We start from the raw sequence: 23280 nt of genomic DNA on the forward strand, positions 1-23280 counted from the left end.
ATGAAGCCATGGGATTGAGGGGAAATAGGGTAGCCATTACGGCTGCCCATTTTCCTATTCGCGGGATAATCGCTCAGATTGGGGGAACATGGCTTGAATTTGTTGCTGGCTTTTTCCGCTGGTTTGCTTTCTTTTTTCTCCCCTTGCGTGTTGCCTCTCATTCCGGTCTATCTTAGTTATCTGATCGGTTCTACGGCGACGGATATTCAGACCGAAGAAACGAAGAAGCTGCTATGGAGAGCGATCTTGTTCATATTGGGATTCTCGTTCGTGTTTATTCTGTTGGGCGTATCGGTCAGCTCCGTCAGTCGGCTCGTGTCGGAGCATCTCCAAATCGTCATGCGATTCGGAGGCTTACTGATTATTTTGTTCGGTTTGCAGTTAACGGGTGTTCTTAGAATCAAGCTTCTTTACTCGGACACGAGATTTGCTCCTAAACGCACCCAAGCGGGGGCGTTAGGCGCCGTCGTGCTCGGAATGGCGTTCGCGGCGGGATGGACGCCTTGCATCGGGCCTATACTGTCTTCCATTCTTATTTACGCTAGCAGCATGAGCACGATTGGCAAGGGCGTGCTTTTGCTGACCGCGTATTCGCTTGGCATGGCCGTACCATTGCTAATGTCCGCTTTGCTCGTCGATCATATGAGACGCATTTTAAGAAAGATCTCGAGATTCCTGCCGGCCATCTCCATCGTCAGCGGCGTCGTTATGATCGTAATGGGCGTACTGATGTACACGAATCGGCTGGAGTCAATCGTAGGAGCATCCGGATTGTTGAACTTGTAGAGGAGTTCTTGATAATGAAAAAAAATATGATTCTTTGGGGCGTGGCAGCCTTCCTGATTTTATCGGCGATCTATGTCACCAACCGATACAGCTTAAAAGAGAAAATGGAAACCGTGCATACGGAAAGCGTTACGGCTTCGGAGACTGTATCCTCCTCTTCGCTGCCATCCGCTTCCCCGGCTCGTCCAGCTATCGCGGCGAAGCCTGAGCTGGACGGCGCGGAAGACTTTAAGCTGGTCGATCTGGAAGGCAAGGAAGTGTCCCTGACGGATTTGCGGGGCAAGTATGTGTATCTGAACTTCTGGGCGACGTGGTGCAAGTGGTGCAAAAAAGAAATGCCCGATCTGAAAGAAGTTTACGACAATCATCAAACCGACGACATCGTATTCCTCACCGTAAACGTAGGGGAAGATCAGAGTTCTGCATGGAAATACATGAACGACAACGGATATCCGTTTAGAGTGCTGCTCGATTCGGACAAGAGCGTTACCCGAGCATACGGCATTCGTTCGATTCCGGTTTCTTTGTTCATAGATAAAGAGGGGAAAATCTCGCACAAGCGGACCGGAGCCATGAACAAAGAGGAAATGGAAATCGCGATTCAAGAAATGCTCAATCGGTCTTAGCAGGGATAAACAAGGCGAAAAACCTCCAGCCGCCTCGTTAGGAGCGGGTGGAGGTTCCTTAATACCTTTAAGGGTTGCGTTATTATACGACGGTCAACGCGATATCTTCTTCAGCATCGTTCCGGTTAAACGCTTCGCGATCGAATTCACCTTCGGAGCTTGCTACGAGCAATGAAGTTACTGTCGTTCCGGTCGCATTGATTGCGGTGCGGCCCATATCGATAAGCGCTTCAACGCCTGCGACGATCGCGATACCTTCGAGCGGAAGTCCTAGAGCCGTAAGCACGACGGTCGTCGAAATGACGGCTGGACCGGGCACGCCGGCAACGCCGATCGAAGAGATAATGCTGACGAGGACGAGAATGAAGTAATCCGTAACGGTTAGATCGATGCCGAACACTTGAGCGGTGAATACCGCTACGATTGCCGGCCAGACGCCGCCGCAGCCGTTAAAATTCATGGACGCTCCCAAAGGCGCGACGAAGCTTGCGATACGGGGCGAAACGTGCAGTCTCTTCGTAATGACCTCCAGATTGACGGGTAACGTGGCGTAACTGCTTCGGGTCGTGAACGCGACCGCGATCGTCGGATAGATTTTGCGGAAGAAACGAATCGGATTGACTTTCGCTACGAATAACACGAGTCCGCCGAATACGAGGACGAAGTGGATGATCAGAGCGACGTAAGACGTAACAATGACGCTGCCGAGCTCCTGAAGCGTATCCCAACCGTACCTTGCCGTGATGCCGGCTATGAGGGCGAACACTCCGTAAGGCGTAAGGCGAATGACGTATTTGACGACTTGATGCAAGACTTGCGTCAGGGATTGGATCAGGTCGCGCACGGGCTTAACTGCTTCCGAGTTTTTGGATCCGATCTTGACGATGGCCACCGCCAAGAATACGGCGAAGATCAGTATCGGGACGACTTTGCCCTGAGAGGCTTCATTAAAAGGATTGGAAGGCACGAGGTCTAGAATAACCTGGGAGAACGTCGGGATTTCGCGAGCTTGGAAGTCGTCCGGCACGGCTTGCTTTATGCCGCTTCCCGGGTTGAATAGCAGGGCGATCAGCAACCCGATTACGGACGCGATTCCCGTCGTGCCGAGAAACCATGCAAAGGTTTTGAAGCCGATCTTGCGTAAATACTCCAAGCTTGTTAAGGAAGCGATGCTGTTTAACACGAGAACGAATACGAGGGGAATGACGAGCATCCTGATCAAGCTGACATAGATGCTTCCGAACGTGGTAATGCCTTTCGTATCGTAATCCAAGTTTTGAAAGAGAATACCGACGACTACTCCCAAACCTAGGCCGATGATAACCCGAAGGCCGAACCCGAGTCGCTTTTTCGCGAGCGCGAACAAAATGAAAAAGACGAAAACGGAGGTTACGAAGCTGTACCAGTTTGTTTCGATAGCCGAGAGCAAGTTGTTTTGGATATCGCTCATGATTGAATAATTCCTCCTAAACCTATCTTTATAATTGGTATTTATCATTCAATGTACAAACAACAGAACATAATGTCAATCCATTTTTTTCGGAACGCGCTAAAAAAGCCGACCGAGAGGGCCGGCTTCTAAGAGAAGCTGAAAAAAGCAAATAGGCGATGAGGATAATTCGACAGAAATAATAGGATTTTAATCAGGAATACTTAAAAGTAATCCGAAGAAGCTTGTCGTTAGCCGACGTGCGAGGGAGGTCCTCGGCCGTATAACTGTAACCGGAGAGCCCGTCAATGTCGGCGAATGCCTTTTTAAGATCGGTTCGGTACGTGACGCCTCCCGTATATCGGATGACGAGTTCTTTGAGACCCAGCGAGGTCGCGGTACGGATCTTGCCGTTTAGTTCTTTTACGCTCGTTGCCGTATAAGCGTCCGTTAAGTAGAGGAAACCAAGCTCCTTGAACATCTGTTGATAGAAAGTTTTGCGAGCGGCATCCTTAGAGATCAAGGCCGTAAGCGTCTGGTCGTACGGAGTGACGGCCGCGGGATATGCCGTTTGCGGTTTCCATTTGTGGTCCGGCATCAGTTGCGCGTCCGTCAAGTTGTAGTAATTATACGTCGTTCGTCCCTTCACGTCGGGTATGGGATCGTCCCAAGTCGTATCGAGCTGGTACCACTTGCCGCCGATTTGGACCAAGTTCCACGTATGGGCGATACCCCGCGAGGTTCCTTCGACGATTTTCACGGGAATGCCGGCTTGCCTCATCATCTCGTAGGTGAGAAGGGCATAACCTTGGCACACGGTCTTGCCCTTCACGATTCCGTCGTACGCGGAGTAGGAGACGAGGCGCGTATCGTAGGCGACGTTCGTTACGATCCAATCGTGGATCGCTTTTTCTTTTTGATGGTCGTTCATTCCCGGGACGATAATTCGTTTCAGCGCCGCGGCGATACGCGTTTTCACTTCCGTCGTCTGGGCAAGCGTCTCCCAGTACGTGAAGCTGAAGGTGACCGTGGCCTTATTTCCTCTAATCGAAGCGTTATAGCCGTACTTTTTTACGATATAGTGCAAATAGTCATCGGAGCGGACGGCCGAGTCGAGAAGGTCGAGGATTTCGGCTTTCATCGTGGTTTGATTACCCGTGTACGTGATTTGCAAGGTGCCCAGGCGCTGGCTTAGCGCGCTTACGATCTGCTTGCGAAGCTGGTCGTGCGACACCGTTCCCGCAGCCGCTTCCGCGGATGAATTAACGAATTTCGCCGAAACCCACACTCCCGCGGCGACGACCGCTAGAGTTAAGGCGATTTGCAGGGCTGTTCGCATATCCGCCGCCTCCTTGTTTGTTTATATGCTCATGGGGTTCGTTTTTGTCCCGTTTTTCGATCTCTACCTCGAATATAGCATAGTGAGCGATTGTTATCGAATGAATCGGAGGATGGCAAATGTTGCCCTGCGACCGACGGTTTGGTAGGGTTAGGGTAACGGTCCGCATAGGGAATGTATAGACGAGCCTGTTCCATGCGGAAGCTAAACGAGTATCGGATCCGAAAGAGCGAAAGGATGTACGACGAATTGACTAGAGTGGTAGATATTCAAAAGTCGCGAATGGCGAACTTCCTACGGTTCAGAAAAGACCCTCTCGGCTTTCTCGTGGACGCGCTTCCGCTTGGAGACGTCGTATCGCTGCGGACAAGCGCATTTCAGCCCACTTACATCGTGAATTCGCCGGATTTCATACAAGAACTTTTAGTTCACGAAGAAGAAAACCTGCGCAAAGGAAGAAGCTCGAGCGTGCTGCGCAGGACGGTCGGGGATGGTCTGCTGACCACCGAGCAAGAGGAGCATCGGCGACAAAAGCGATATATGATGCCGACTTTCTACAAGGAACGAATCCAAACGTACGCGAGAATCGTAACGGAGGAGACGGAGCGGGTCGCGGATGGGTTAAAAGCGGGCGAGCCCGTTGCCATGCATGATCTTATGATGCGCTTAACGCTAGGCATCATTTCCCGCAGCTTGTTCAACACCGAGCTGGACGAGGAGAAGGCGAAGCTGGCCGATGCGGTGGACGTCACGATCCGCCAGTCCGCCGGAACGATCTTCTCTCCGATCATATGGCCGTTCGCGCTCCCGACGCCCGGGAACATACGGCTCAAGAAGGCGATCGGGACGCTTGAAGCGCTTATTTTCGGCGCGATCGCCGCAGCGAGACAAGCGCCGGAGCGGTACGCGGATACGATGCTGGGCTTATTAATGGATACGAAGGACGAAGAAGGACAGCCGATCCCCGATCAAGAAATCCGCGACCAGATGATGACGATGCTGCTTGCCGGACACGAGACGACGGCCAATGCCTTGGTGTGGGCTTGGTATGCACTGGAACGGGAACCGCAAGCGGAACGTAGGCTTCATGAAGAAGTAGATGCGTTGCGGAGCAAAGAGAGAGCATCCGGCGAACCTTTACCGGCCTATGACCGATATCGCCAGCTTACTTATACGAAGCAAGTCGTCCAAGAAACGCTGAGGCTCTATCCCCCCGCATGGGCGATTCTTCGGGAGACGGAGCGGGAGATCGAGATGCTGGGAGAGCGATTCGAGAGGAATAGCAGCTTTCTGATCAGCCCCTATGCCATTCATCGCAATGCCGAAGTTTTCGGCGATGCGGGCGCGTTCCGTCCGGAACGGTTCGACGAGGGAATATCTCAATGGCCGAAATTTGCCTATTTTCCGTTCGGCGGAGGCTCTCGGGGATGCATCGGATCGCAATTCGCGCTCATGGAGGCAGGATTGATTCTGTCCACGCTAGCCGAGCGATTTCGATTCGTATCCGCGCAAGGACAAGGAGAAGGCGAGCCGGAACCGCTCGTTTCTTTAAGGCTGAAAAATGGACGTTTGATGGTTCCTATAAGCAGGTAATCTGAACGGGATAACCTTTCGAAATCTGCCGTTGACAATTTCCTTTTGCGACCATATATTAGTTGTACATACAAAATAAAATGCGGAGAAGGAGGGGAAATCATGAATGAAGGTTTTCTGGCGAACTGCCTGTTTTTTACGGCAAACCGCTTAAGCCGCTCGGTCACGAAGATTGCTGAGGAGCAATTCGCGGCTACGGGACTGAGCCCGATGTACGGCTATTTGATCTTGTTGGTGAACGGAACCCCCGGCATTACGCAGAAGGAGTTGGCCGAGGCGCTGTACGTGACCCCTTCTACGCTTACCCGGTTCATAGATAAGCTCGAAGCGAAGCGTCTGGTCGAGAGGAAGGTTCACGGGAAAACGGTGCAGGTATATTCCACCGACAAAGGCATGGAATTGGAGGATACGATTCGCCAAGCTTCCAAGAATCTTCAGAGTAGGTACCGGGAAATTCTCGGGGAAGAGAGCAAGCAATCCCTCAACGGGGAAATTAAGTCGGCAAGCGAGAAGCTAGAGAAGAAGTAGAACTTCCTATAGCGACTCGCGAGCTCAATTTATATATTGTATGTACAAACAAAATAAGGAGTGGAAAACGTGGAGAATGAGAGACTTAAAAAGTCTTCCAAAACTTATTACGGATGGATCGTTCTCGCGATTACTTTCGTTACTTTGCTAGTGTCGGCGGGCATACGTTCCATGCCGAGCATTCTCATGCTGCCGCTGGAAAAAGAGTTCGGCTGGAGCAGAGGGGGCATATCCGGCGTCGTATCGGTGGGTATTTTCCTCTATGGTTTGGTAGGTCCGTTCTCGGCCGCTCTATTGCTGCGTTACGGCATCAGAAGGATGATGACGGTTGCGCTCGTCGTTCTAGGGGCGAGTCTCGCGATCACGCCGTCGATGACGGCATTGTGGCAGTTCCAGTTGCTCTGGGGTCTCGTCGCGGGACTCGGTACGGGCATGATGGCCAACGTGCTTGGCGTAACGGTAGCAAACCAGTGGTTCGAGAAAAGGAGGGGGCTCGTAGTCGGCATACTGACGGCTAGCGCGGCGACCGGCCAATTGCTGTTTATGCCCTTGCTGGCCAAGATTACCGCGGATGCCGGCTGGAGATACTCCATATATACGGCGGTAGCTGTCATCGCCGTGCTGATCGTAGTCGTTTCCTTATGGATGAGGAACCACCCGCACGATCTAGGCTTAGCCCCGTACGGCTCGGATCAAGTCGTTCCCCCGTCTCCTTTTCGCGGGAATCTGTTCCTGACGCCCCTGCGCGTGCTCGGAGAAGCGGCGAAAGAAAAAACCTTCTGGCTGCTCGCGGGTACCTTTTTCTTCTGCGGCTTCTCCACGAACGGTTTGATCGGCACGCATCTGATTCCCGCTTGCGGCGATATCGGAATTACGACGGTAGTCGCTGCTGGATTTCTTGCTCTCATGGGGTTGTTCGACTTGGTCGGAACGACGCTATCGGGCTGGCTGACGGATCGTTTCGATAGCCGTTGGCTGCTGTTCTGGTATTACGGTCTACGCGGATTGTCGCTCGTTTTCTTGCCGCAGGCTCTTCACATGGGCTATACGGAAATGATGATTTTCACCGTTTTTTATGGACTGGATTGGATTGCCACCGTTCCTCCGACCGTAAAAATCTCCTCGAATGTATTCGGCAAGACGAAGTCCGGCATGGTGTTCGGCTGGATCGTCGTTGCCCATCAAATAGGGGCATCGGTAGCCGCTTACGGCGCGGGAGCGATGAGGGACTGGTTAGGCTCGTATACCGTGCCTTTCATGTCGGCAGGGTTCGTTTGCTTCTTCGCGGCGTTAATGGCCGTTAGAATCGCGAGGACGACCTCCGCGAACCCGACAACGACAGCCTCCGTCTAAACATTCCCTATGCGGAATGTTATATTTAATAGAAGAATTCGGCGCAAACGAGGAGGACTATCGGTGAATCAACCCCTAACGACCCCCGACCTGGGAGCAAGGCCGTTCCATTTGACCGTGGAACGGGAGATGGATGCCTCTCCGGAAGCGATCTACGAAGGATGGACGGAGAGGATAGACCGTTGGTTTGCCGCCCCGGGAACGGTGCTGATGCGTCCGGAAGTCAATGCCGCGTTTTTCTTCGAAACCGTACACCGGTTCGAGAACCAGGAAAAAGCGGATCGTTATCCCCATTACGGAAGATTCCTGAAGCTGGAGAAGGCTCGGCTGCTCGAACTGACGTGGGTGACCGGACCTAAGGGAACCAAAGGCGCGGAGACGGTCGTGACGGTAGAGCTGTATCCTCGCGGCGGCGGAACGCAATTGAGGCTTTCGCACGCGGGATTCCCCGACGAGGAATCGCGGGATCAGCATGCGGTCGCTTGGCCGTACGTGCTGGAACAATTGGATAATCGCTTGAAGTAAGACGTCTAAATCTACGAACTTCTGGCTATTCTAGTAAGAGAACTCGAAAGATAGGGTGATCGAGATGCTCTTATTGGCAATCGTCGGAATCATGACGACGATGGCTTGTGCGTCTTCCGTGTCGACCGGCATGATGTCGGGGCTCGGGAAGGTGTTGGCGTTCGTCGTTGCGGTCATCGGAATCACGCTGGGTACGACGATCGGCACGATTATGGCGAGCGCGGGCTCCACGGCGAAAGCTTACATTTCCGTCGCGGTGATCGCGGCGGCTTTGACCATGATCGTCGGCAACCGGAAAGCGCGGAAAGCCATTAACAAGGCGAATATACAACGCGATTTATAATCGTCGAACAGAACGGACGAAATAAGGGCTGTCTCCAAAGGTCGTTGACCTTGGGACAGCCCTTATTTCTGCTTATCCGACGATATCGCGCCGAAGCGTGAACAAATCCTTCAACTCGTCCGTCGACAGCTCGGTTATCCAGCCTTCGGAGGAAGAGATGACGTTGTCGCTGAGCTGCTGCTTGCTTTCCAGCATCTCGTCGATCCGCTCTTCGAGCGTGCCGAGCGAGATGAATTTGTGCACTTGGACGTCGCGGGTCTGGCCCATGCGATAGGCGCGATCGGTCGCTTGGTTCTCGACGGCCGGATTCCACCAACGGTCGAAGTGGAACACGTGATTGGCCGCGGTCAGGTTAAGCCCGACTCCGCCCGCTTTCAGCGAGAGGATGAATACGCTCGGCGGCGTCTCTGAGGGAGGTAATCCTTGGATGGCGTCCTTGCCCGATTGGAACTGTTCGATCATGCGATCGCGGGCAACCTTGGACGTGCTTCCGTTTAAGTAAAGCACAGGCTCTTGAAGCTCATGTCCCAACACGAGCTTAAGCATTTCTCCCATGCCGATGTATTGGGTGAAGATCAGGCAGCGGTCGCCTTCCTCCCTTAACTCTTTGACCATATCCAGCAGGCGCTCCAGCTTCGACGAGCGGCTGATGAGCGTTTCGGCATCAAGAGGCTTGCCTTCCGCGATTTCGGGCAGTTGCTCTTTCGTAAGCAAGTTCGGATGATCGCATAGCTGTTTGAGCTGCGTAAGCGCGGCAAGGATAGCCCCTTTGCGTTCGATGCCTTCCAGCTTCTGCATTTTCTCCATCAATTCGTTCACGGTTTGCTCGTAGAGCGCACCTTGCTCTGCCGTCAGATGCACGTAAGTCTTCATCTCGTTCTTGTCCGGCAAGTCGAGCTGAATCGCGGGATCCTTCTTCTTGCGCCGGAGCATGAACGGCTTAATAAGCTTCTGCAGATCGGTTGTCGTCTGCTCATCCTTATCCTTCTCGATCGCCGCGGCAAAACGGTTGTTGAACTCGCGCGAGTTGCCAAGGTAACCGGGGTTAATAAAGTCGTAGAGCGACCAAAGCTCCGCTAGACGATTCTCGATCGGCGTACCGGTCAGAGCGATCCGGTGCCGGGCGGGTAAGCTGCGGACGACCGTCGATTGCCTCGTTTGGGCGTTCTTGATATTTTGGGCTTCATCCAAGCTGATGGAAGTCCAGGTTAAGCTTTGCAGCGTCTCTTGATCAAGCGAGCAAGTCGCATAGGAAGTAAGCACGACGTCCGCTTGCATGGCCTCCTCCAAGAAAGCCTCGCCGCCGAGCCGTTTGCTTCCGTAATGAAGCATCACCTTAAGCGGCGGAGCGAAGCGGCTGATTTCCTTCTGCCAATTCCCTAGCACCGAGGTTGGGCAGACGATCAGGGAGGGAGGCGAATCCTTTGCCGTCTCTTGGATGCGCAGCAAGTACGCGATGAGCTGAACCGTCTTGCCGAGTCCCATATCGTCAGCCAAGCATGCGCCGAGTCCGAATTGGCGAAGGAACGAAAGCCATGCGTAACCTTCCTGCTGATAAGCCCGAAGCTCGGCCCGCAATCCGGCGGGAACGGCCAACTTCGGCTGGTCCGCTTGCTGGTTTAATTGGGCGATCAGCTTGACAAGATGCTCGTTCAGTTCGACCTCGAGTCGGATTCTTTCGGCTTGGTCGGCATCCTGCTCGGAATTATTTTCGCCGTCCAGGTCCGTTCCTTGGTCTTGGCCGCCTAGAAGGTGCAGTTGCAGCACATCCTGGAAGGATAGCCCTTTGCCTTGGCCGACGCTGGTCATCGCCCGGCGAATTTGCGCGAGCAAGGCCGGATCCAGTTGAATCCATTGTCCGCGGAAGCGCACAAGCCTTGCGTTACGGGCAACTAACTCGGCGAATTCGGCTTCGGATAGATCGACATCGCCGATGGCGATGCGCCAATCGAAGTCGATGAGCGAGTCGAGACCGAACAGTGATCCGCCTGCTCGGCTTCCTTCGCCCTCGCCGACTTTGGCGCGCAGGCGGGGTTTCTTGCGGCGAGCCGCTTCCCACCAGGCGGGAAGTAGCACTTGCCAGCCCGCCTCCAGCAGACGCTGGCTATCCCCCGTCAAGAACCGCCAAGCGGATTCGTCATCCAGAGGCTGTGCGAACAATTCGCGGTTCATGCCGAGTTGCTCGGCGGGCAAGCTGGAGCGAAGCCTTTCCAGCCAGCTCGCGGAACGCTGCCGCACGTTCGCCGACCAAGCGCTAGGCCACGAGCCGAATGCTTCGCCTTCCTCGTTTAACCTTACGGGCGCAAGCGCGGAGGGGTCTCGCTTATCCTGAAGCACGAGTCGGAGCCGCCATGCGTTCTCCTCTTCGTCCGGCTCCAGCAACTGCAACGCGGGCCTGAACGGGGCATTGTCCGCTTTCCAGCCGATCGCGACCAGCCAATCCTTCACGTCGATTCCTTCTTCGACGGGGCGATTTTTCGCGAATAGCAGCGGGAATTCCCTTCGCAAATCCGAAGCGGCAGCTTCGGAACCGTAATGGGTATGGAAGATTGCGGCGGAAAAAGCGGCTCTCAGTCCGGCGATGAATTCCATATCTTCATCCTCCCGGCTTTCTTCGCGATCCTCCGCGAACGTATCCGTCGTCAAGCCGTAAGATTCGACGACGTCACGTTCCTCGGGAGCCAGCGCCTCCTCGTCCCAAGTCCATTGCAGCTTTCCGGAACGGAAGGCGGCGAGGCTAGGAACGTAATTTCCGTTCTCGATGCATCGCGCAAGGACCGAGGCGGCCTTGATCAGACGGCTTGTTCTGTCGTCCCATACCCACTCGATATGCCGGAGGACTTTCAACTCGCCGAAGAATGGAATGACCATCTCCGCGGGGAGCAGCACGAGTTCCAGACCTTCGAGCTGACGAATTTCCAGGTCCGTTCCGTAGAAGGAAGCGTCGTGCCAGGCGAATAAGCCTTGCTTTAAACTCAATCCGGTAGCGGAACGATATTCGTTATAGTAGCCGTGGATGAGCGCGTCGCCGTATCCGCCTAGAAGGACGCGAATATGCAACGTATCGGTATGTGTATTCATGGCAGCAGCTTCCCTTTCCGGAGTTCTTCTTGCAGCGCTCTTAATCGGCTATGACGACTGGCGAACGCATCCAGGAATAACTCCCAGCGGGGCTCTTGCTTCAGCTTTTTGTATAGCTTCGCTAACCTCTTCATCATTTTGACCGCCGTTTTGTAACCGTCCCTGTTTTTCAGCAGAACATATCTTTCCACGGCTTGATGGTAGAAAGGGAGCAACAGTTCCGGCGCGTTTTTCTCCAAAGGCTGAAGATCCGTCACGCGAAAATCCATCGGATCGCTATCCATGCTCAGGTGGTAATCCATCCAGCGTTTCCATTCCCCGCGGGCGAGCATTTTTTCCTCATAGAGGTGCCTGGAATGAGGGAGCAAGGAAGCTAAAGCGTCCCACATGCGAGTTTCGGCTTCGGGAACGTGGGGAATGGCCATCTCCCAATAGTCGGCGTAGGGCCGCAGATTCTGATTCCGTCTTAGGGTGAGCCACGGCGCGGAATGAATTAACCATGAAATCAGGCGCTCCCATTGCTCTGTTCGCGCCAGGAATACGAAGAAGTAGCCTAGCGCGTCGGTAGGCAATTCGGAAGATTGCCTTGCGCTCTCCAAGAGCGTCCACGCTTCTTCGTCGTTGGACAGATAGAGCTGCATCGCGGCTTGGGCAATCTTTGCCGTTAGCGAAGAAGCCGCGGATTCCAACGTATCGGCAAGCTCCGTTAGCCGCACGAGTTCCTCGGAAAATAGGGAAGACTCGCTGTCGAACGGATTGCGCCAGTAGCACCAAGTCGCAAGATAATGGTATAGGAAGTAGCGATTATCGTTTTTCTCGGCCAGCATCATCGTCCGCAAGTAAGAGAGCGTCCGGTCGACTAGCGATGCATTTTGCGGGTCGGCAGCGAGCTCGGAAGAGTCCATGATCGCCTGCACGATCGTTTCCTGCAAATCCGATGCGGCGTGATGCGTGTGGAAGGCGAGATAAGAATAGACGTATCCGGATTGGTCTTCGGGTTGCTGCGCAAGCTTCGACAGAACGAACAGCCTCGCATGCAGGTAAAAGAAGCTTTCGGTAGCTTGCGGAAGAGCGGGCTTGTACTTAAGAATCGATTCCATCGCGTCGTTCACGAATTGCGTATTTCTGGAGCTTTGCGTTAAGGGTTCGGTAATCTGATCGAATAATGCATGCCACTCATCCACGCTCATGGAAGCGATCCGTTTGGACTGTTCACGCAGTCGCGTCTCCCGTTCGACCGCTTTTTGCGCCGCAAGCTGCTTGGCTTGGTTATACGTTCTTGGAAAAGCGGAAGACTGGGACGACGATTTCATCGATGCAGCCGTCTTGGCGTTCACGAGCGAGTGAACCGGGCGGTTATGAAGGTCCGCGTACTTCAACAATGCCGCGAATTGGTGCTTGCAGTGGCTGTTGACGGGACAATCGCAGCGGCTTGCGCCGAAGTAGTCCAAATTAAGCTCCAGATGGTAAAGCTCCGAGCCTTCCACAATCGCTTTTACGATACTTGGGGCAGGAAGCGTCAGCTTGACGACGCGGCCTTGCTTATAATATTGGAATCCCCGGCTCAAGGTCACGTCGTCGAAATGCTCCGCCGCGTTCTGAACGAGAAGTTCCCACTGATTATCGTCTAATTGATAGGTCGTATCCATTCGCATAACCCCTAAACCTTATTCCATGTATTCGAATTGTATTATTATATCATGATCCTCCGCTCAATCACTCCTAGGGCGCTAGAACACCCGTTTTGGTTGTTGGTTCGTTGTCGCGGGATAAATATCGAGATAAATATACCTCTGATACAGGATTTTTATTAAATAATCCCCTTGTATGAGGATAAAATTTGATTCGCGCATTGCTTACCCTCTTAATTGAGGTGATGAGATGTCGGATTTTCTCAGGCTCGTAGGCGAGCAACTTAGGTTGATCATGAAAGCGAAGGGTTTAACCCAAGAAAAGGTTGCCGAAAGAAGCGGAATCAAGGTAACGAGAATATCGGATATCGAACGGGGCCAGACGAACGCTTCCTTGAAGACTTTGGAGAAAATCATCAATGCCCTCGAGATCGCGCCCAATGAGCTGTTCAATTTTCAGAAGCTGAATATGGCAGAGGGAATCGAAGATAAGCGGTTGATGGTCGAGATTCACAAGTCGTTATTGCTGGAAAGAGGGATCGATGACGTCAAGTACGTAATCGGATCCGCCAACAGTTATTTAAACGCGGTAGATGCCAAGAATCCAACAAAAAACCGTAGGAAAGACTAGGAGGCCGAAACGATTGAGTCTCGCGTTGCATTTGGCGTACCAGTTCATCCAGCATGAGCTCCATTCGCTTGCGCATACTCATCTTAGCGTCCGCATCCATAAAAGCAGCTTCATTATTTACTCCATAGAGTCGGATCAAATCGCGAATCGGGCGATATTGACGCCTTTTCCGGGTAACGAGTACGTGTTAAGCATCGCCAGTCCCCGGGGCAGATGGCAACTGATTCCTTACGCCGGACAGCTCTCCGAGCAGATGTCGATTTTGACCGGCAAGCTTGCCTTTTCTCTTACTCGGTGGCACTAAACCGGGTTGGGATTCGATTACATTTCTGTATATTTAGTTACGGTCGGGTTGTGTTATAATTACTTCATACGCCGATACGGAAGCACCGATGGTTGATGTTCATGGACGAGAAGTTGTCGGAGCAAAGATTAAAGGAGCTGATAGCCATGGATCCGGTTATCGGAAAAACAGAAGAACATTTGGAGTTGCTGAGTAGCGAAGATTCCGTTCGCGAGCTGGCGGAAGCAAGGGAAAACGCCCAGAGAGATTGGGTTTCCTCAATGTCCGGAAGCCGTGACGAAGGAATCGCTATCGGCAAAGCTGAAGGCAAAGCAGAAGGCAAAGCCGAAATGGTACTCAAACTGCTGTCCAAAGGGATGGATATCGCCTGGATTGCCGAGGTAAGCGGCATGACCGAGGAACGGATTCGTCGTCTCGCGGAATCTTCCAAACCTAATATCGAGGAATAACGCAAGAGCGCTCCCGGCCAATTCGGGGCGCTTTTTTTGCCGAATAGGCTCGACCCGTCCGAAACCGTACTTAACCCTTCGCGTAATACATGAGATAATACGAATAGAATCTAACTAGCCTAACTCAAGGAAGGGAAGTATAACTTTGAATAAATCTCGCAACCGATCGATTTGGACGGGGATCGGAGTGTTTCTGCTAGCGAAGTTCAAATGGGCGTTTGCTCTGCTGAAGTGGACGAAGTTCGGCGGTACATTCATAACGATGATGGTAAGCATGGGGGCTTATGCCGCGATTTATGGTTGGAAATTCGGCTTGGCTATCGTTTATTTGTTATTCGTGCACGAGATGGGACATATTATCGCTGCGAAACGCAAAGGCGTGAAGACGTCGCCGGCTTTCTTCATTCCGTTCGTTGGCGCGCTCATCTCTTTGAAGGAACGACCGAAGGACGCGGCAACCGAAGCTTACCTGGCCTACGGCGGGCCGCTTGCCGGCCTCATTTCGTTCTTGCCGGCCGTAGCGTTGTATCAGGCGACGGAGGATCCGTTCTGGGCGGTCGTTATTTTCGTGGGGGCGATGTTGAATTTGTTTAACCTGATTCCGGTCACTCCTCTTGACGGAGGCAGGATCGTTTCGGTTCTCTCCACGAAAATCTGGCTGATCGGACTGCTAATTCTAGGCGCGTTCGTCGTCATCTCGCCAAGCCCGATTCTTATTCTGATCGCGATCGTCGGCTTGTTCTCTTGGTGGAATCGCGGAAAAGAGGGCTATCGGAACGCCGTTTACGCGTACGAGAAACAGAAGCTGAGCGAATTTCGCGAGGAAATCTCGCGCTGGCCGAATTTAACGAGCACTTGGGAGCTCAAGCAAGCCCTGTCCGCGAAAGCCGCCGTCGCTCGAGAAGCTGCCCAGAAGGATACGGGGAGGTTGATTCCTTACCTGAACGACGAGGGCAGGATCGCCCGCGAACAAGTGAAGATGGACGAGCATTTCGCGAATCAGACACTGACGTTATTGCAGGAATGGGAGCATCAGCCGGTAGAATACGAAGAATCGGACCCGTCCCGCCCGATCCCGTCCCATTTGTTAACCGGGGCCATTCGGCATGCTGCCGATAGAATTTCGCTGCTGAACGAGGAATTGGAGCAAAACAGGGCGTATTATGAAGCCCCGGCATCTTTGAAATGGAAAGTGCTGGCTGCCTATTTGTTGTTGGCGGGCGCGCTTTCGCTATTCATGCTTTACGGCCATCGTTTGATGGAGCTATATCGCTAAGCGATCGGTTAGGGGACGAATCCCTCCACTAATGGTACAATGTACCAAGAGCGGCGTTAAGCTATACGGCCAGCATTCAGTCGACAGGGTGAACAGAGATGGAATTGATCAATTGCGGCAGATGCGGGAAGCTTCAAGTCCAACGACCGGATACGCTATGCTTGGATTGCCAGCAGATCTACATCGCCGAATCGCAAGCCGTCAAAGAGTATATCAAGCAGAACCCGGGTTCCTCGATGCTGGACGTCGTGAGAAATACGGGGTTATCTATTAAGAGGATCAACGAAATCGTTAGAGAATAGCGGCAAAAAGTGCCTGCGATTCTATTTTTGCCGATCAAACAGTAAAAACATCGAGGCTCCGAGAGGTTATTTTACCTCTTAGGAGCCTCGTTCGCGTTAGATTTGGCGGTCGTAACGATTGAACATCAGGTGGTAGAGCACCGCGGACAGCACCGCGACTCCCGCGAGCAGCCAGAACGTCCACTCGAAGCCGATGAGGCTCGCAAGCGGGATCGACAGCGGGGCGATCGTGCGGCCTAGCGTGAAGCGTAAGCTGGAAGCCGCGAAGTATTGGGCCCGCATATGATCGGGCGCGAGGCGGGATACGAAAGCTTGCTGCGGACCGGCCGACATAAGCTCTGCTAGCGTGAAGACGACAATCGCGGCGGAGAAGCCCCAGAACGTACTCATTTGGCCGAACATGGCGATTCCGATCCCGTAGAATAGCGCTCCTCCGATGAAAACGTAACGATCCCGGAAGCCGAGCATCCAGCGGGTTACGACGACGGTAAACAGCGCGACCAATAGGCCGTTCTCGGATACGATCAAACCGAAAAGCTTCTCGCCCGACAGTTGCCAGATCCAATCTCCGTAAGAGAATAGGGTCGTGAGCGGAACGGTTTCCTTCAAGAAGACAGGGAACAGCAAGTCGAGCTGCATGAAAGTCTGCGATAACAACACGCCGGCGATTATGAATAATAGAAACACGCGATCGGATGCGATCACCCGGTAATCGCGCAGTTGGTCGGTAAGGAAACGATGCCAAGGCTCCCCGTTCTTCTCGCGCGTTCGGTCGGCTATGTCGGCGGGGAGCGTCTCCCGAGTGCGACTGTTAAGCAATAAGGCAAGTCCAGCGCAGAAGACCGAGGCGGCGAGCAACACGGCGAACGGATAACCCAAGAAAAATGCCGATCCGATTAGCGGGCCGATGACGACGGCGATGTTCGCGGCCGTGTAGAAAATGGCGAACACGCCGGCTCGATGCTTTTCCGGCACGACGTCCGCAACCATCGCTTGGCTGGCCGGATAATAGAATGCGCCGGATATACTGGCCAAGCTGAATCCGGCGAACGCGACGATGGGAACGGGTAATAACGGGGACGAACCGAGCGCGAATATGCCATAGCCAATCGCTTGTCCGGATGCCGCGACGACCATCATCCGCTTGCGACCGAATCGATCGGCGCAGTAGCCGCCGGACAAGTTGGCGATGACGGATAAGATCTGGGACAGCATTAATAACGCTCCCGTCAGCCCTTTGCCGAACGATTCGGCGAAGAAAATCGACAAGAACGGAAAAAACGCCCACAAGATCACGTTAAACGAAAATTCGCCCGCGAGCCTTATTTTTAAATTAATATCCCAATCTTTTATTTTCATGGCGTGAATAACCTCTAGGTGTAAAGTATCCAACCATCTTACCGTCTATCCGATGCGCTCGGCAAGGTGCCATGGATGGCAAGTTTATGCTCCAACCAAAAAGGGATAGTCCGTCAAGGCCTTGAGCGGCCTCTGAAGGACTATCCCTTGCTTCGTTAGCTGAGCTATTGGCGAACGACCAGCTGATCTTTTATAGCGCGCCATTCTGCCAGATGGCGTTCAAGGTCGGCAACGAGCGTGTCCACGTCCCGGACGAATTGCTGCCTTTCAACCCCTTCGAGATGAGGCAGGTCGCTCGCGGCCAAGGCAACCGGCGTCGGCAAGGAAGAGAGCATTACGTTCAGCATCTCTTCGATCGGATTATAAGTTCCCGCATCGTCTTCTTCCCACTCCGTTTGTACGCCGATTCCCTCCATGCGCGTAAAAGGCTCCGGTGGTTTGTTGCGGGTTCTCGTGACGGCAGCGGCAGGGGAGGGCTCTGCTGGAGAGCCTGACGAAATGTCTGCCTGCTGGCGTTCCTTACTTGCCTGGTTGCCGTCGGCAACGGTCTCCTCCGGAGCCGCGACGCTCTTGGCGCGTTCCTTCTTATTGTGTTCGTGCGTGGACCACGTTTCCAGCAACTGCGGTCCGGTCTTGAACAGGAGCTTGCCCTTCGTGGCGTCGGAAATCTCCTTGTCCTTGAACAGCTTCGCGATGCGCTTCACGTCGGATACCGGCATCTCGTCCGATGCCATGACGAGCGCCAACGAATCGCGGTATTCCATCGGCAAGTCCTTAAGCGGCATCAGTTGATCTTCCGTGAGCATATCCTTGCGAATATCGGTGCCCCCGACGATGAGCTTCCGCACGGCCGGACTGAACTTCAGCAGATCCAGCTTGTTCTTGATGTAGGCTTCCGGTTTGCCCAGCTTGCTGGACATATATTTCGTCGAGCTGCTGAACTTCGGGTCGTTGAGCAGCTTATTGAACGCTTCGGCTTCTTCGATCGGAGAGAAACCTTCGCGAGTCAAATTTTCCGCGATCTGCTCGAGATAGATTTCCAACTCGTCCGTTACCGTAGAGACGATGCAAGGAATCGTTGGCCGGTTAAGCATGGAGCAAGCTTTGTATCGGCGGTTGCCGTAGATGATTTTGTACCGTCCGTCGCCCGTCGTGCGGACTTTAATCGGAGACAGAAGGCCGAGTTCTTCGATACTCTTCATTAATTCTTGCAGTTGCTCTTCTTGGAACTGATATCTAGGTTGATCTTTATCTTCATCGATGAGATGGGTAGGAATTTGGATAATGTCCATGAGGGTCTCCTATCGTTTGTGGTCGTGTAAGGACGCGCCATTGGGAACATATGTATTATATAACAGCACGCCATTCCTGGGAACCAAGGGAATCGCTGGCGGGGCGTCCGCTTATTAAATATTGATGTATGAATTGTATATATACTATGATGGTAGAATCGTAGAAATCGGAGGATGTGGGAAATTGAATCAACCTGTCATAAAAATGGCGGCGGACGTGCGTCCCAAAAGGTCGGGCGTGGCTTGGATCGTCATTCTGCTCGGATCTCTCTCGGCGTTCGGACCGTTATCTCTGGATTTGTATTTGCCGGCATTGCCCAAGCTGGCGGACAATTTGCATACGAGTTCATCTTACGCGCAATTAAGCTTGACGGCATGCATGATCGGCTTGTCGGTCGGACAACTTTTCGCCGGCGCATTAAGCGATTTTCGCGGACGAAGATCGCCTTTGCTGATCGGACTGTTCATTTATGCGATAGCATCGGTTTTGTGCGCTTTCAGTCCTTCGATCGAAGTGCTCGTGGCGTTACGTTTCGTTCAGGGCTTGGCCGGTTCGGCCGGCATCGTCATTTCCCGGGCCGTCGTTCGAGACATGTACTCCGGACCGGAGCTGACGAAGTTTTTCGCCATGCTCATGCTCGTTAACGGGGCAGCCCCGATCCTATCTCCCGTCGTCGGAGGACAATTGCTCAAGACGATGCCATGGGAAGGTTTGTTTATCGTGCTGGCGGGCTGGGGAGCGTTGACGCTCTTCGCCGTGTTGTTCGGTTTGCCGGAAACATTGCCCGTCCACAAACGGATGACCGGGGGATTACGACAGACGTTGTCCACGTTCCGCAAGTTGATCGGAGATCGTACGTTCATGGGGTATGCCCTTGCGCAAGCTTTAATAACCGCGGCAATGTTCGCCTATATCGCAGGTTCTCCTTTCGTGCTTCAGAACATATACGGCGTATCTCCCCAAATGTTCAGCTTGTTCTTCGCCATTAACGGCCTCGGAATCATTATTGCCGGACAAGTAACGGGAAGGCTGGCAAGTAGAGTCGGAGAGAAAAAACTATTTCTCTGCGGGCTGTCGATCGCGTCGGTCGGCGGTACGATGTTGCTGCTTATGATTATGCTCTCCGCAAGTTTGGCGGCGATCTTGATTCCGTTGTTCTTCGTCGTGGCGAGCGTCGGGATCGTGGGCTCGACCGGGTTTTCCTTGGCCATGCGCAATCACGGCCATGCGGCGGGGAGCGCGTCGGCACTGCTTGGACTGCTTGCCTTTTTGCTCGGCGGCGTGCTTGCGCCCGTCGTCGGGATTGCGGGCGGAGAGAATGCCCTTCCGATGGGAATCATAATCGCTTCGACGGATATCGGAGCGCTCGTCTGTTATTTCGTCATGATTAGAAGAAAGAAAGCAGGTGCCAACCAATGACGATACAATCCCAGCACGATGTCGATCAACTCCTGAAGATCGGCCGAATCGTCGCGTTAACGATCGAACGCATGAAACAAAGCGCCCGGCCAGGCATGACGACGAGAGAGCTCGATCTTATCGGGCAGGAAACGCTCGCCGAATTCGGCGCCGTGTCCGCGCCTATGAAAGACGTAAACTTCCCCGGATACACCTGCATTAGCGTAAACGAAGAGGTTGCGCACGGAATTCCCGGAGACCGGGTGTTTCGCGAGGGTGATCTCGTGAACGTCGACGTGTCCGCCGAACTGAACGGTTATTACGCGGATGCGGGTCAATCGTTCCAACTACCGCCGGTCACGGATCAAGTGAATCGCCTTTGCCAAGCGACGCATGACACGATGATGAAAGTGATTTCAAGCTTGAAGGCGGGCGTGAAGCTGAACGAAGTCGGTCGCATCATGCAGAACGAAGCGGCAAGAAACGGATTCAAGATCATCGAAAACCTTTGCAGCCACGGCGTCGGCAAAGGGCTTCACGAAGCGCCCTTCGAGATTTTGCCTTATTACGAGGCGCGGGACAAGAGAGTGTTGAAAGCCGGCCAAGTCATTACGATCGAGCCGTTCTTGTCCACTGGCGCGTCCTACGTTAACGAACAAGAGGACGGTTGGACGCTTATGGCTCCGGATGGAAGCCGTGTCGCCCAGTTCGAACACACGATCATTATCACGAACCACAAGCCTATCATCGTTACCGCGTGTTAACAATAGAGCGCAGGTCTCCGACAGGAGAGCCGGGCGCTCTTCTCTTTTCCCGACATCGGATGTAATATTATGGGACACCGTTCCAAGTACGAGGATACTTGCTTGTCCGAGCTATTATTGCTTTACTAGTTAAATAAAAGCATGAGTAACGATATCGAAAGAGGTTGAACATAGATGGCGGCTAAGCAAAAATATTACGTGGTATGGGTGGGAAGAAAACCCGGCGTGTACGCGAGCTGGGCGGATTGCCAGGAGCAGATCAATAAGTTCGACGAGGCGAAGTTCAAGTCTTACGAGACGAAGGCGGCAGCCGAGGTCGCTTACAAAGAAGGCTGGAAGAAACACTGGGGCAGCGGAAAAACGGCGGGCTCGGCAGGAAGCTTCAAGCCGAAGGCGATTGCCGCGGCTGTCGACTCGACCGAAGAGGTCGATTACGACAGTATTTCCGTCGACGTCGGCACGAACGGCAATCCGGGGCCGGTCGAGTATAAGGGCGTCGATACGCGGACGGGAGAAGTTATTTTCGCGAAGGGGCCGATCCGGAAAGGGACGAACAACCTCGGGGAGTTTCTCGCCATCGTTCACGGCTTGGCGTATCTGCAGAAGATCGGCAGCGACAAAACCGTGTACAGCGATTCGGTCAACGCGTTGAAATGGGTCAAACAGAAGGCGGTGTCTTCGACGCTGCCCAGGGACGAATCCACGCAGGAAATTTGGGACTTGGTCGACCGGGCTATCCACTGGCTGAAGACGAATTCCTACAAGAACAAAGTCGCGAAATGGCAAACGAAGCAATGGGGCGAGATCAAGGCCGATTACGGCCGCAAATAAACGCGATAAGCAGGGAATTAGAACAGGAGCCTTCGGCCGCGCAAGCGGTCGGGGGCTCTATTTGTTATCGCGCGAGATCGAATATTTTACTATTCTCTATCGATTTAACAAACAATGCCATTTTCCTTAATCCCACGGAAATAGTGAAGCTTTATTGTGAGTTTAGGCAGGAAACAACAAGAATAAAGACACATCCCACAATTTTTTGTCGCGCGAAGATTACGGGTACAAGGGATCTTACAAGATGGGGGAGAGGTAACGATGATCGGGAATCGGATGAAGAAACAATGGGCGGTGGCGTTAATCTTATCCTTGTTCGTGGCGCTTGTAGCCGCTTGCGGCGGAGCGAACGACAAGGGAAATCAGGCGACGGGTTCCAAGGAGCTAACGTTGTCCGAGATCGAAGCAAAGGCGAAGGAAGAAGGATCCGTCGTCAGCGTCGGAATGCCGGATTCGTGGGCCAACTGGAAAGACACGTGGGCGGATATGAAATCGAAATACGGGTTGGCGCATACCGACACGGATATGTCGAGCGCGGAAGAAATCGCCAAATTCGACGCGGAGAAAGACAAGCCTACGTCGGATATCGGAGATGTCGGAATCGCATTCGGTCCGGTCGCGATCTCCAAAGGCGTTACGCAGCCGTACAAGACTTCGCATTGGGACGAAATCCCGGCATGGGCGAAGGACGCGGACGGACACTGGGTCATCGGATATCAAGGGACGATCGCGTTCATGACGAATACGAAGCTGGTGCCCAATCCGCCCAAAAGCTGGGAAGACCTGAAGAACGGCAACTACAAAATCGTCGTGGGCGACGTTACGAAAGCGGCGCAAGCTCAGATGGCCGTGTTGGCCGCTTCGATCGCGCTCGGCGGGGACGAGAAAAATATCGAACCGGGTCTTGCTTTCTTCGAGGATCTGGCGAAAAAAGGCCGCATCGCCAACGTGGAAGCGACGCTTGCCAATATCGAAAAAGGCGAAGTCCAAGTGACGCTGCTGTGGGACTTCAACGCCCTTAACTATAGCGACCAACTGGGCAAAGACCAGTATACCGTAACGATTCCGAAAGAAGGCAGCGTCGTGAGCGGATATGCGACGATCATCAATAAGTTCGCTCCGCATCCGAACGCCGCCAAGCTGACCCGGGAATATATTCTCAGCGATGCGGGTCAGATCAATCTGGCCAAAGGTTACGCCAGACCGATCCGAGACAGCGTGAAGCTTCCGGACGACGTGCAGGCTAAGCTGCTGCCGAAGGAAGAGTACGCGAACGCTAAGCCGGTCGGCGATTACAAAGCTTGGGAAGAAACGGCGAAGTCGATTCCCGAGCAATGGCAAGAACGCGTCCTCGTTCATATCAACTAAATTTCAAGAACCGTCAACGTAACGACAACGGAGCGCCTTCGTCCTAGAGCCGAAGGCGCCCGTTTTATTCC

The 23280-nt window shown here is 53.4% G+C and carries 22 protein-coding genes; 16 read left to right on the plus strand and 6 right to left on the minus strand.

Annotated elements, in window-relative coordinates; translation table 11 throughout:
• The first annotated feature begins 93 nt into the window (after positions 1–93).
• Together D7Z26_RS19505 and D7Z26_RS19510 are read left to right on the plus strand one after the other, a co-directional pair.
• Positions 94–786 carry a cytochrome c biogenesis CcdA family protein gene (locus D7Z26_RS19505; RefSeq protein WP_120978689.1) on the plus strand — a complete coding sequence of 231 codons (693 nt, stop codon included), beginning with the start codon at positions 94–96 and terminating at the stop codon, positions 784–786.
• 14 nt (positions 787–800) lie between these two features.
• On the plus strand, positions 801–1412 hold the full coding sequence (locus tag D7Z26_RS19510; protein ID WP_120978690.1) for a TlpA family protein disulfide reductase: 612 nt from the start codon (positions 801–803) through the stop codon (positions 1410–1412).
• A gap of 82 nt (positions 1413–1494) precedes the next feature.
• Here the strand turns inward: D7Z26_RS19510 and D7Z26_RS19515 are convergent, their stop codons facing one another.
• On the minus strand, positions 1495–2862 hold the full coding sequence (locus D7Z26_RS19515; protein WP_199731741.1) for a dicarboxylate/amino acid:cation symporter: 1368 nt from the start codon (positions 2860–2862) through the stop codon (positions 1495–1497).
• A 193-nt stretch (positions 2863–3055) separates the two neighbouring features.
• On the minus strand, positions 3056–4180 hold the full coding sequence (locus D7Z26_RS19520; protein WP_120978691.1) for a transglutaminase domain-containing protein: 1125 nt from the start codon (positions 4178–4180) through the stop codon (positions 3056–3058).
• Positions 4181–4375: 195 nt separating this feature from the next.
• On the opposite strand from D7Z26_RS19520, the gene D7Z26_RS19525 reads away from it, so the two are divergent.
• The 5 genes from D7Z26_RS19525 to D7Z26_RS19545 all read left to right on the plus strand — a co-directional run bounded on the left by D7Z26_RS19525 (position 4376) and on the right by D7Z26_RS19545 (position 8522).
• The gene (locus D7Z26_RS19525) at positions 4376–5773 is read left to right on the plus strand and encodes a cytochrome P450 (RefSeq protein WP_158602378.1); all 1398 of its coding nucleotides are present in this window, start codon (positions 4376–4378) and stop codon (positions 5771–5773) included.
• Positions 5774–5875: 102 nt separating this feature from the next.
• Positions 5876–6301: a MarR family winged helix-turn-helix transcriptional regulator gene (locus D7Z26_RS19530; protein ID WP_120978693.1), complete on the plus strand. Its 426-nt coding sequence runs from the start codon at positions 5876–5878 to the stop codon at positions 6299–6301.
• Between the two features lie 69 nt (positions 6302–6370).
• Entirely contained in the window at positions 6371–7654 is a 1284-nt protein-coding gene (locus D7Z26_RS19535; protein ID WP_233567058.1) for an MFS transporter, read from the plus strand.
• Between the two features lie 63 nt (positions 7655–7717).
• Positions 7718–8179 carry an SRPBCC family protein gene (locus D7Z26_RS19540; protein WP_199731742.1) on the plus strand — a complete coding sequence of 154 codons (462 nt, stop codon included), beginning with the start codon at positions 7718–7720 and terminating at the stop codon, positions 8177–8179.
• Positions 8180–8243: 64 nt separating this feature from the next.
• Positions 8244–8522: a hypothetical protein gene (locus D7Z26_RS19545; RefSeq protein ID WP_147423874.1), complete on the plus strand. Its 279-nt coding sequence runs from the start codon at positions 8244–8246 to the stop codon at positions 8520–8522.
• Between the two features lie 72 nt (positions 8523–8594).
• Here D7Z26_RS19545 and D7Z26_RS19550 read toward each other — a convergent pair whose 3' ends face one another.
• On the minus strand, positions 8595–11603 hold the full coding sequence (locus D7Z26_RS19550) for a DEAD/DEAH box helicase (RefSeq protein ID WP_120978697.1): 3009 nt from the start codon (positions 11601–11603) through the stop codon (positions 8595–8597).
• Positions 11600–13252 (minus strand): SWIM zinc finger family protein, encoded by a 1653-nt coding sequence (locus D7Z26_RS19555; protein ID WP_120978698.1) that lies wholly within the window; start codon positions 13250–13252, stop codon positions 11600–11602. Before D7Z26_RS19555 ends, D7Z26_RS19550 begins: the two co-directional genes overlap by 4 nt.
• A 232-nt stretch (positions 13253–13484) precedes the next feature.
• On the opposite strand from D7Z26_RS19555, the gene D7Z26_RS19560 reads away from it, so the two are divergent.
• The 5 genes from D7Z26_RS19560 (at position 13485) to D7Z26_RS19580 (ending at position 16196) form a co-directional block, all read left to right on the plus strand.
• On the plus strand, positions 13485–13865 hold the full coding sequence (locus tag D7Z26_RS19560) for a helix-turn-helix domain-containing protein (protein ID WP_120978699.1): 381 nt from the start codon (positions 13485–13487) through the stop codon (positions 13863–13865).
• A 13-nt stretch (positions 13866–13878) separates the two neighbouring features.
• The gene (locus tag D7Z26_RS19565; RefSeq protein ID WP_120978700.1) at positions 13879–14169 is read left to right on the plus strand and encodes a hypothetical protein; all 291 of its coding nucleotides are present in this window, start codon (positions 13879–13881) and stop codon (positions 14167–14169) included.
• A 101-nt stretch (positions 14170–14270) separates the two neighbouring features.
• Positions 14271–14618 carry a hypothetical protein gene (locus D7Z26_RS19570; RefSeq protein ID WP_147423875.1) on the plus strand — a complete coding sequence of 116 codons (348 nt, stop codon included), beginning with the start codon at positions 14271–14273 and terminating at the stop codon, positions 14616–14618.
• A 145-nt stretch (positions 14619–14763) separates the two neighbouring features.
• Positions 14764–15894: a site-2 protease family protein gene (locus D7Z26_RS19575; protein WP_325050463.1), complete on the plus strand. Its 1131-nt coding sequence runs from the start codon at positions 14764–14766 to the stop codon at positions 15892–15894.
• Positions 15895–15992: 98 nt separating this feature from the next.
• Positions 15993–16196 (plus strand): hypothetical protein, encoded by a 204-nt coding sequence (locus D7Z26_RS19580; RefSeq protein ID WP_120978703.1) that lies wholly within the window; start codon positions 15993–15995, stop codon positions 16194–16196.
• A 96-nt stretch (positions 16197–16292) separates the two neighbouring features.
• Here D7Z26_RS19580 and D7Z26_RS19585 read toward each other — a convergent pair whose 3' ends face one another.
• Together D7Z26_RS19585 and D7Z26_RS19590 are read right to left on the minus strand one after the other, a co-directional pair.
• A complete protein-coding gene (locus tag D7Z26_RS19585; RefSeq protein WP_120978704.1) occupies positions 16293–17555 on the minus strand; it encodes an MDR family MFS transporter in 1263 nt (420 codons plus the stop codon).
• A 164-nt stretch (positions 17556–17719) separates the two neighbouring features.
• Positions 17720–18847, minus strand: coding sequence for a ParB/RepB/Spo0J family partition protein (locus tag D7Z26_RS19590; RefSeq protein ID WP_120978705.1), 1128 nt, complete (start codon positions 18845–18847; stop codon positions 17720–17722).
• A gap of 205 nt (positions 18848–19052) precedes the next feature.
• Between D7Z26_RS19590 and D7Z26_RS19595 the strand changes: the two genes are divergently transcribed.
• The 4 genes from D7Z26_RS19595 (at position 19053) to D7Z26_RS19610 (ending at position 23209) form a co-directional block, all read left to right on the plus strand.
• Positions 19053–20267 carry a multidrug effflux MFS transporter gene (locus D7Z26_RS19595; RefSeq protein WP_120978706.1) on the plus strand — a complete coding sequence of 405 codons (1215 nt, stop codon included), beginning with the start codon at positions 19053–19055 and terminating at the stop codon, positions 20265–20267.
• Entirely contained in the window at positions 20264–21010 is a 747-nt protein-coding gene (gene map, locus D7Z26_RS19600) for a type I methionyl aminopeptidase (RefSeq protein WP_120978707.1), read from the plus strand. The genes D7Z26_RS19595 and map overlap by 4 nt, the downstream gene beginning before the upstream one ends.
• A 174-nt stretch (positions 21011–21184) precedes the next feature.
• Positions 21185–21841, plus strand: a complete 657-nt coding sequence (gene rnhA / locus D7Z26_RS19605; protein WP_120978708.1) for a ribonuclease H — start codon at positions 21185–21187, stop codon at positions 21839–21841.
• 261 nt (positions 21842–22102) lie between these two features.
• Complete coding sequence (locus D7Z26_RS19610; RefSeq protein WP_120978709.1) at positions 22103–23209, plus strand: extracellular solute-binding protein; 1107 nt, start codon at positions 22103–22105, stop codon at positions 23207–23209.
• Positions 23210–23280: the final 71 nt, after the last annotated feature.

It is taken from the genome of Cohnella endophytica, from assembly GCF_003628305.1.
GTDB lineage: Bacteria > Bacillota > Bacilli > Paenibacillales > Paenibacillaceae > Cohnella > Cohnella endophytica.

What these genes read in the sequence shown, in the direction of transcription:
- D7Z26_RS19595 (WP_120978706.1), top strand. Translation starts at nt 19,053, where the DNA reads ATGGCGGCGGACGTGCGTCCCAAAAGGTCGGGCGTGGCTTGGATCGTC.
- D7Z26_RS19555 (WP_120978698.1), bottom strand. Translation starts at nt 13,252, where the DNA reads ATGGATACGACCTATCAATTAGACGATAATCAGTGGGAACTTCTCGTT.
- D7Z26_RS19510 (WP_120978690.1), top strand. Translation starts at nt 801, where the DNA reads ATGAAAAAAAATATGATTCTTTGGGGCGTGGCAGCCTTCCTGATTTTA.
- D7Z26_RS19610 (WP_120978709.1), top strand. Translation starts at nt 22,103, where the DNA reads ATGATCGGGAATCGGATGAAGAAACAATGGGCGGTGGCGTTAATCTTA.
- D7Z26_RS19545 (WP_147423874.1), top strand. Translation starts at nt 8,244, where the DNA reads ATGCTCTTATTGGCAATCGTCGGAATCATGACGACGATGGCTTGTGCG.
- D7Z26_RS19590 (WP_120978705.1), bottom strand. Translation starts at nt 18,847, where the DNA reads ATGGACATTATCCAAATTCCTACCCATCTCATCGATGAAGATAAAGAT.
- D7Z26_RS19570 (WP_147423875.1), top strand. Translation starts at nt 14,271, where the DNA reads ATGGACGAGAAGTTGTCGGAGCAAAGATTAAAGGAGCTGATAGCCATG.
- D7Z26_RS19560 (WP_120978699.1), top strand. Translation starts at nt 13,485, where the DNA reads ATGTCGGATTTTCTCAGGCTCGTAGGCGAGCAACTTAGGTTGATCATG.
- D7Z26_RS19550 (WP_120978697.1), bottom strand. Translation starts at nt 11,603, where the DNA reads ATGAATACACATACCGATACGTTGCATATTCGCGTCCTTCTAGGCGGA.
- D7Z26_RS19580 (WP_120978703.1), top strand. Translation starts at nt 15,993, where the DNA reads ATGGAATTGATCAATTGCGGCAGATGCGGGAAGCTTCAAGTCCAACGA.
- D7Z26_RS19530 (WP_120978693.1), top strand. Translation starts at nt 5,876, where the DNA reads ATGAATGAAGGTTTTCTGGCGAACTGCCTGTTTTTTACGGCAAACCGC.
- rnhA (WP_120978708.1), top strand. Translation starts at nt 21,185, where the DNA reads ATGGCGGCTAAGCAAAAATATTACGTGGTATGGGTGGGAAGAAAACCC.
- D7Z26_RS19515 (WP_199731741.1), bottom strand. Translation starts at nt 2,862, where the DNA reads ATGAGCGATATCCAAAACAACTTGCTCTCGGCTATCGAAACAAACTGG.
- map (WP_120978707.1), top strand. Translation starts at nt 20,264, where the DNA reads ATGACGATACAATCCCAGCACGATGTCGATCAACTCCTGAAGATCGGC.
- D7Z26_RS19585 (WP_120978704.1), bottom strand. Translation starts at nt 17,555, where the DNA reads ATGAAAATAAAAGATTGGGATATTAATTTAAAAATAAGGCTCGCGGGC.
- D7Z26_RS19525 (WP_158602378.1), top strand. Translation starts at nt 4,376, where the DNA reads ATGCGGAAGCTAAACGAGTATCGGATCCGAAAGAGCGAAAGGATGTAC.
- D7Z26_RS19520 (WP_120978691.1), bottom strand. Translation starts at nt 4,180, where the DNA reads ATGCGAACAGCCCTGCAAATCGCCTTAACTCTAGCGGTCGTCGCCGCG.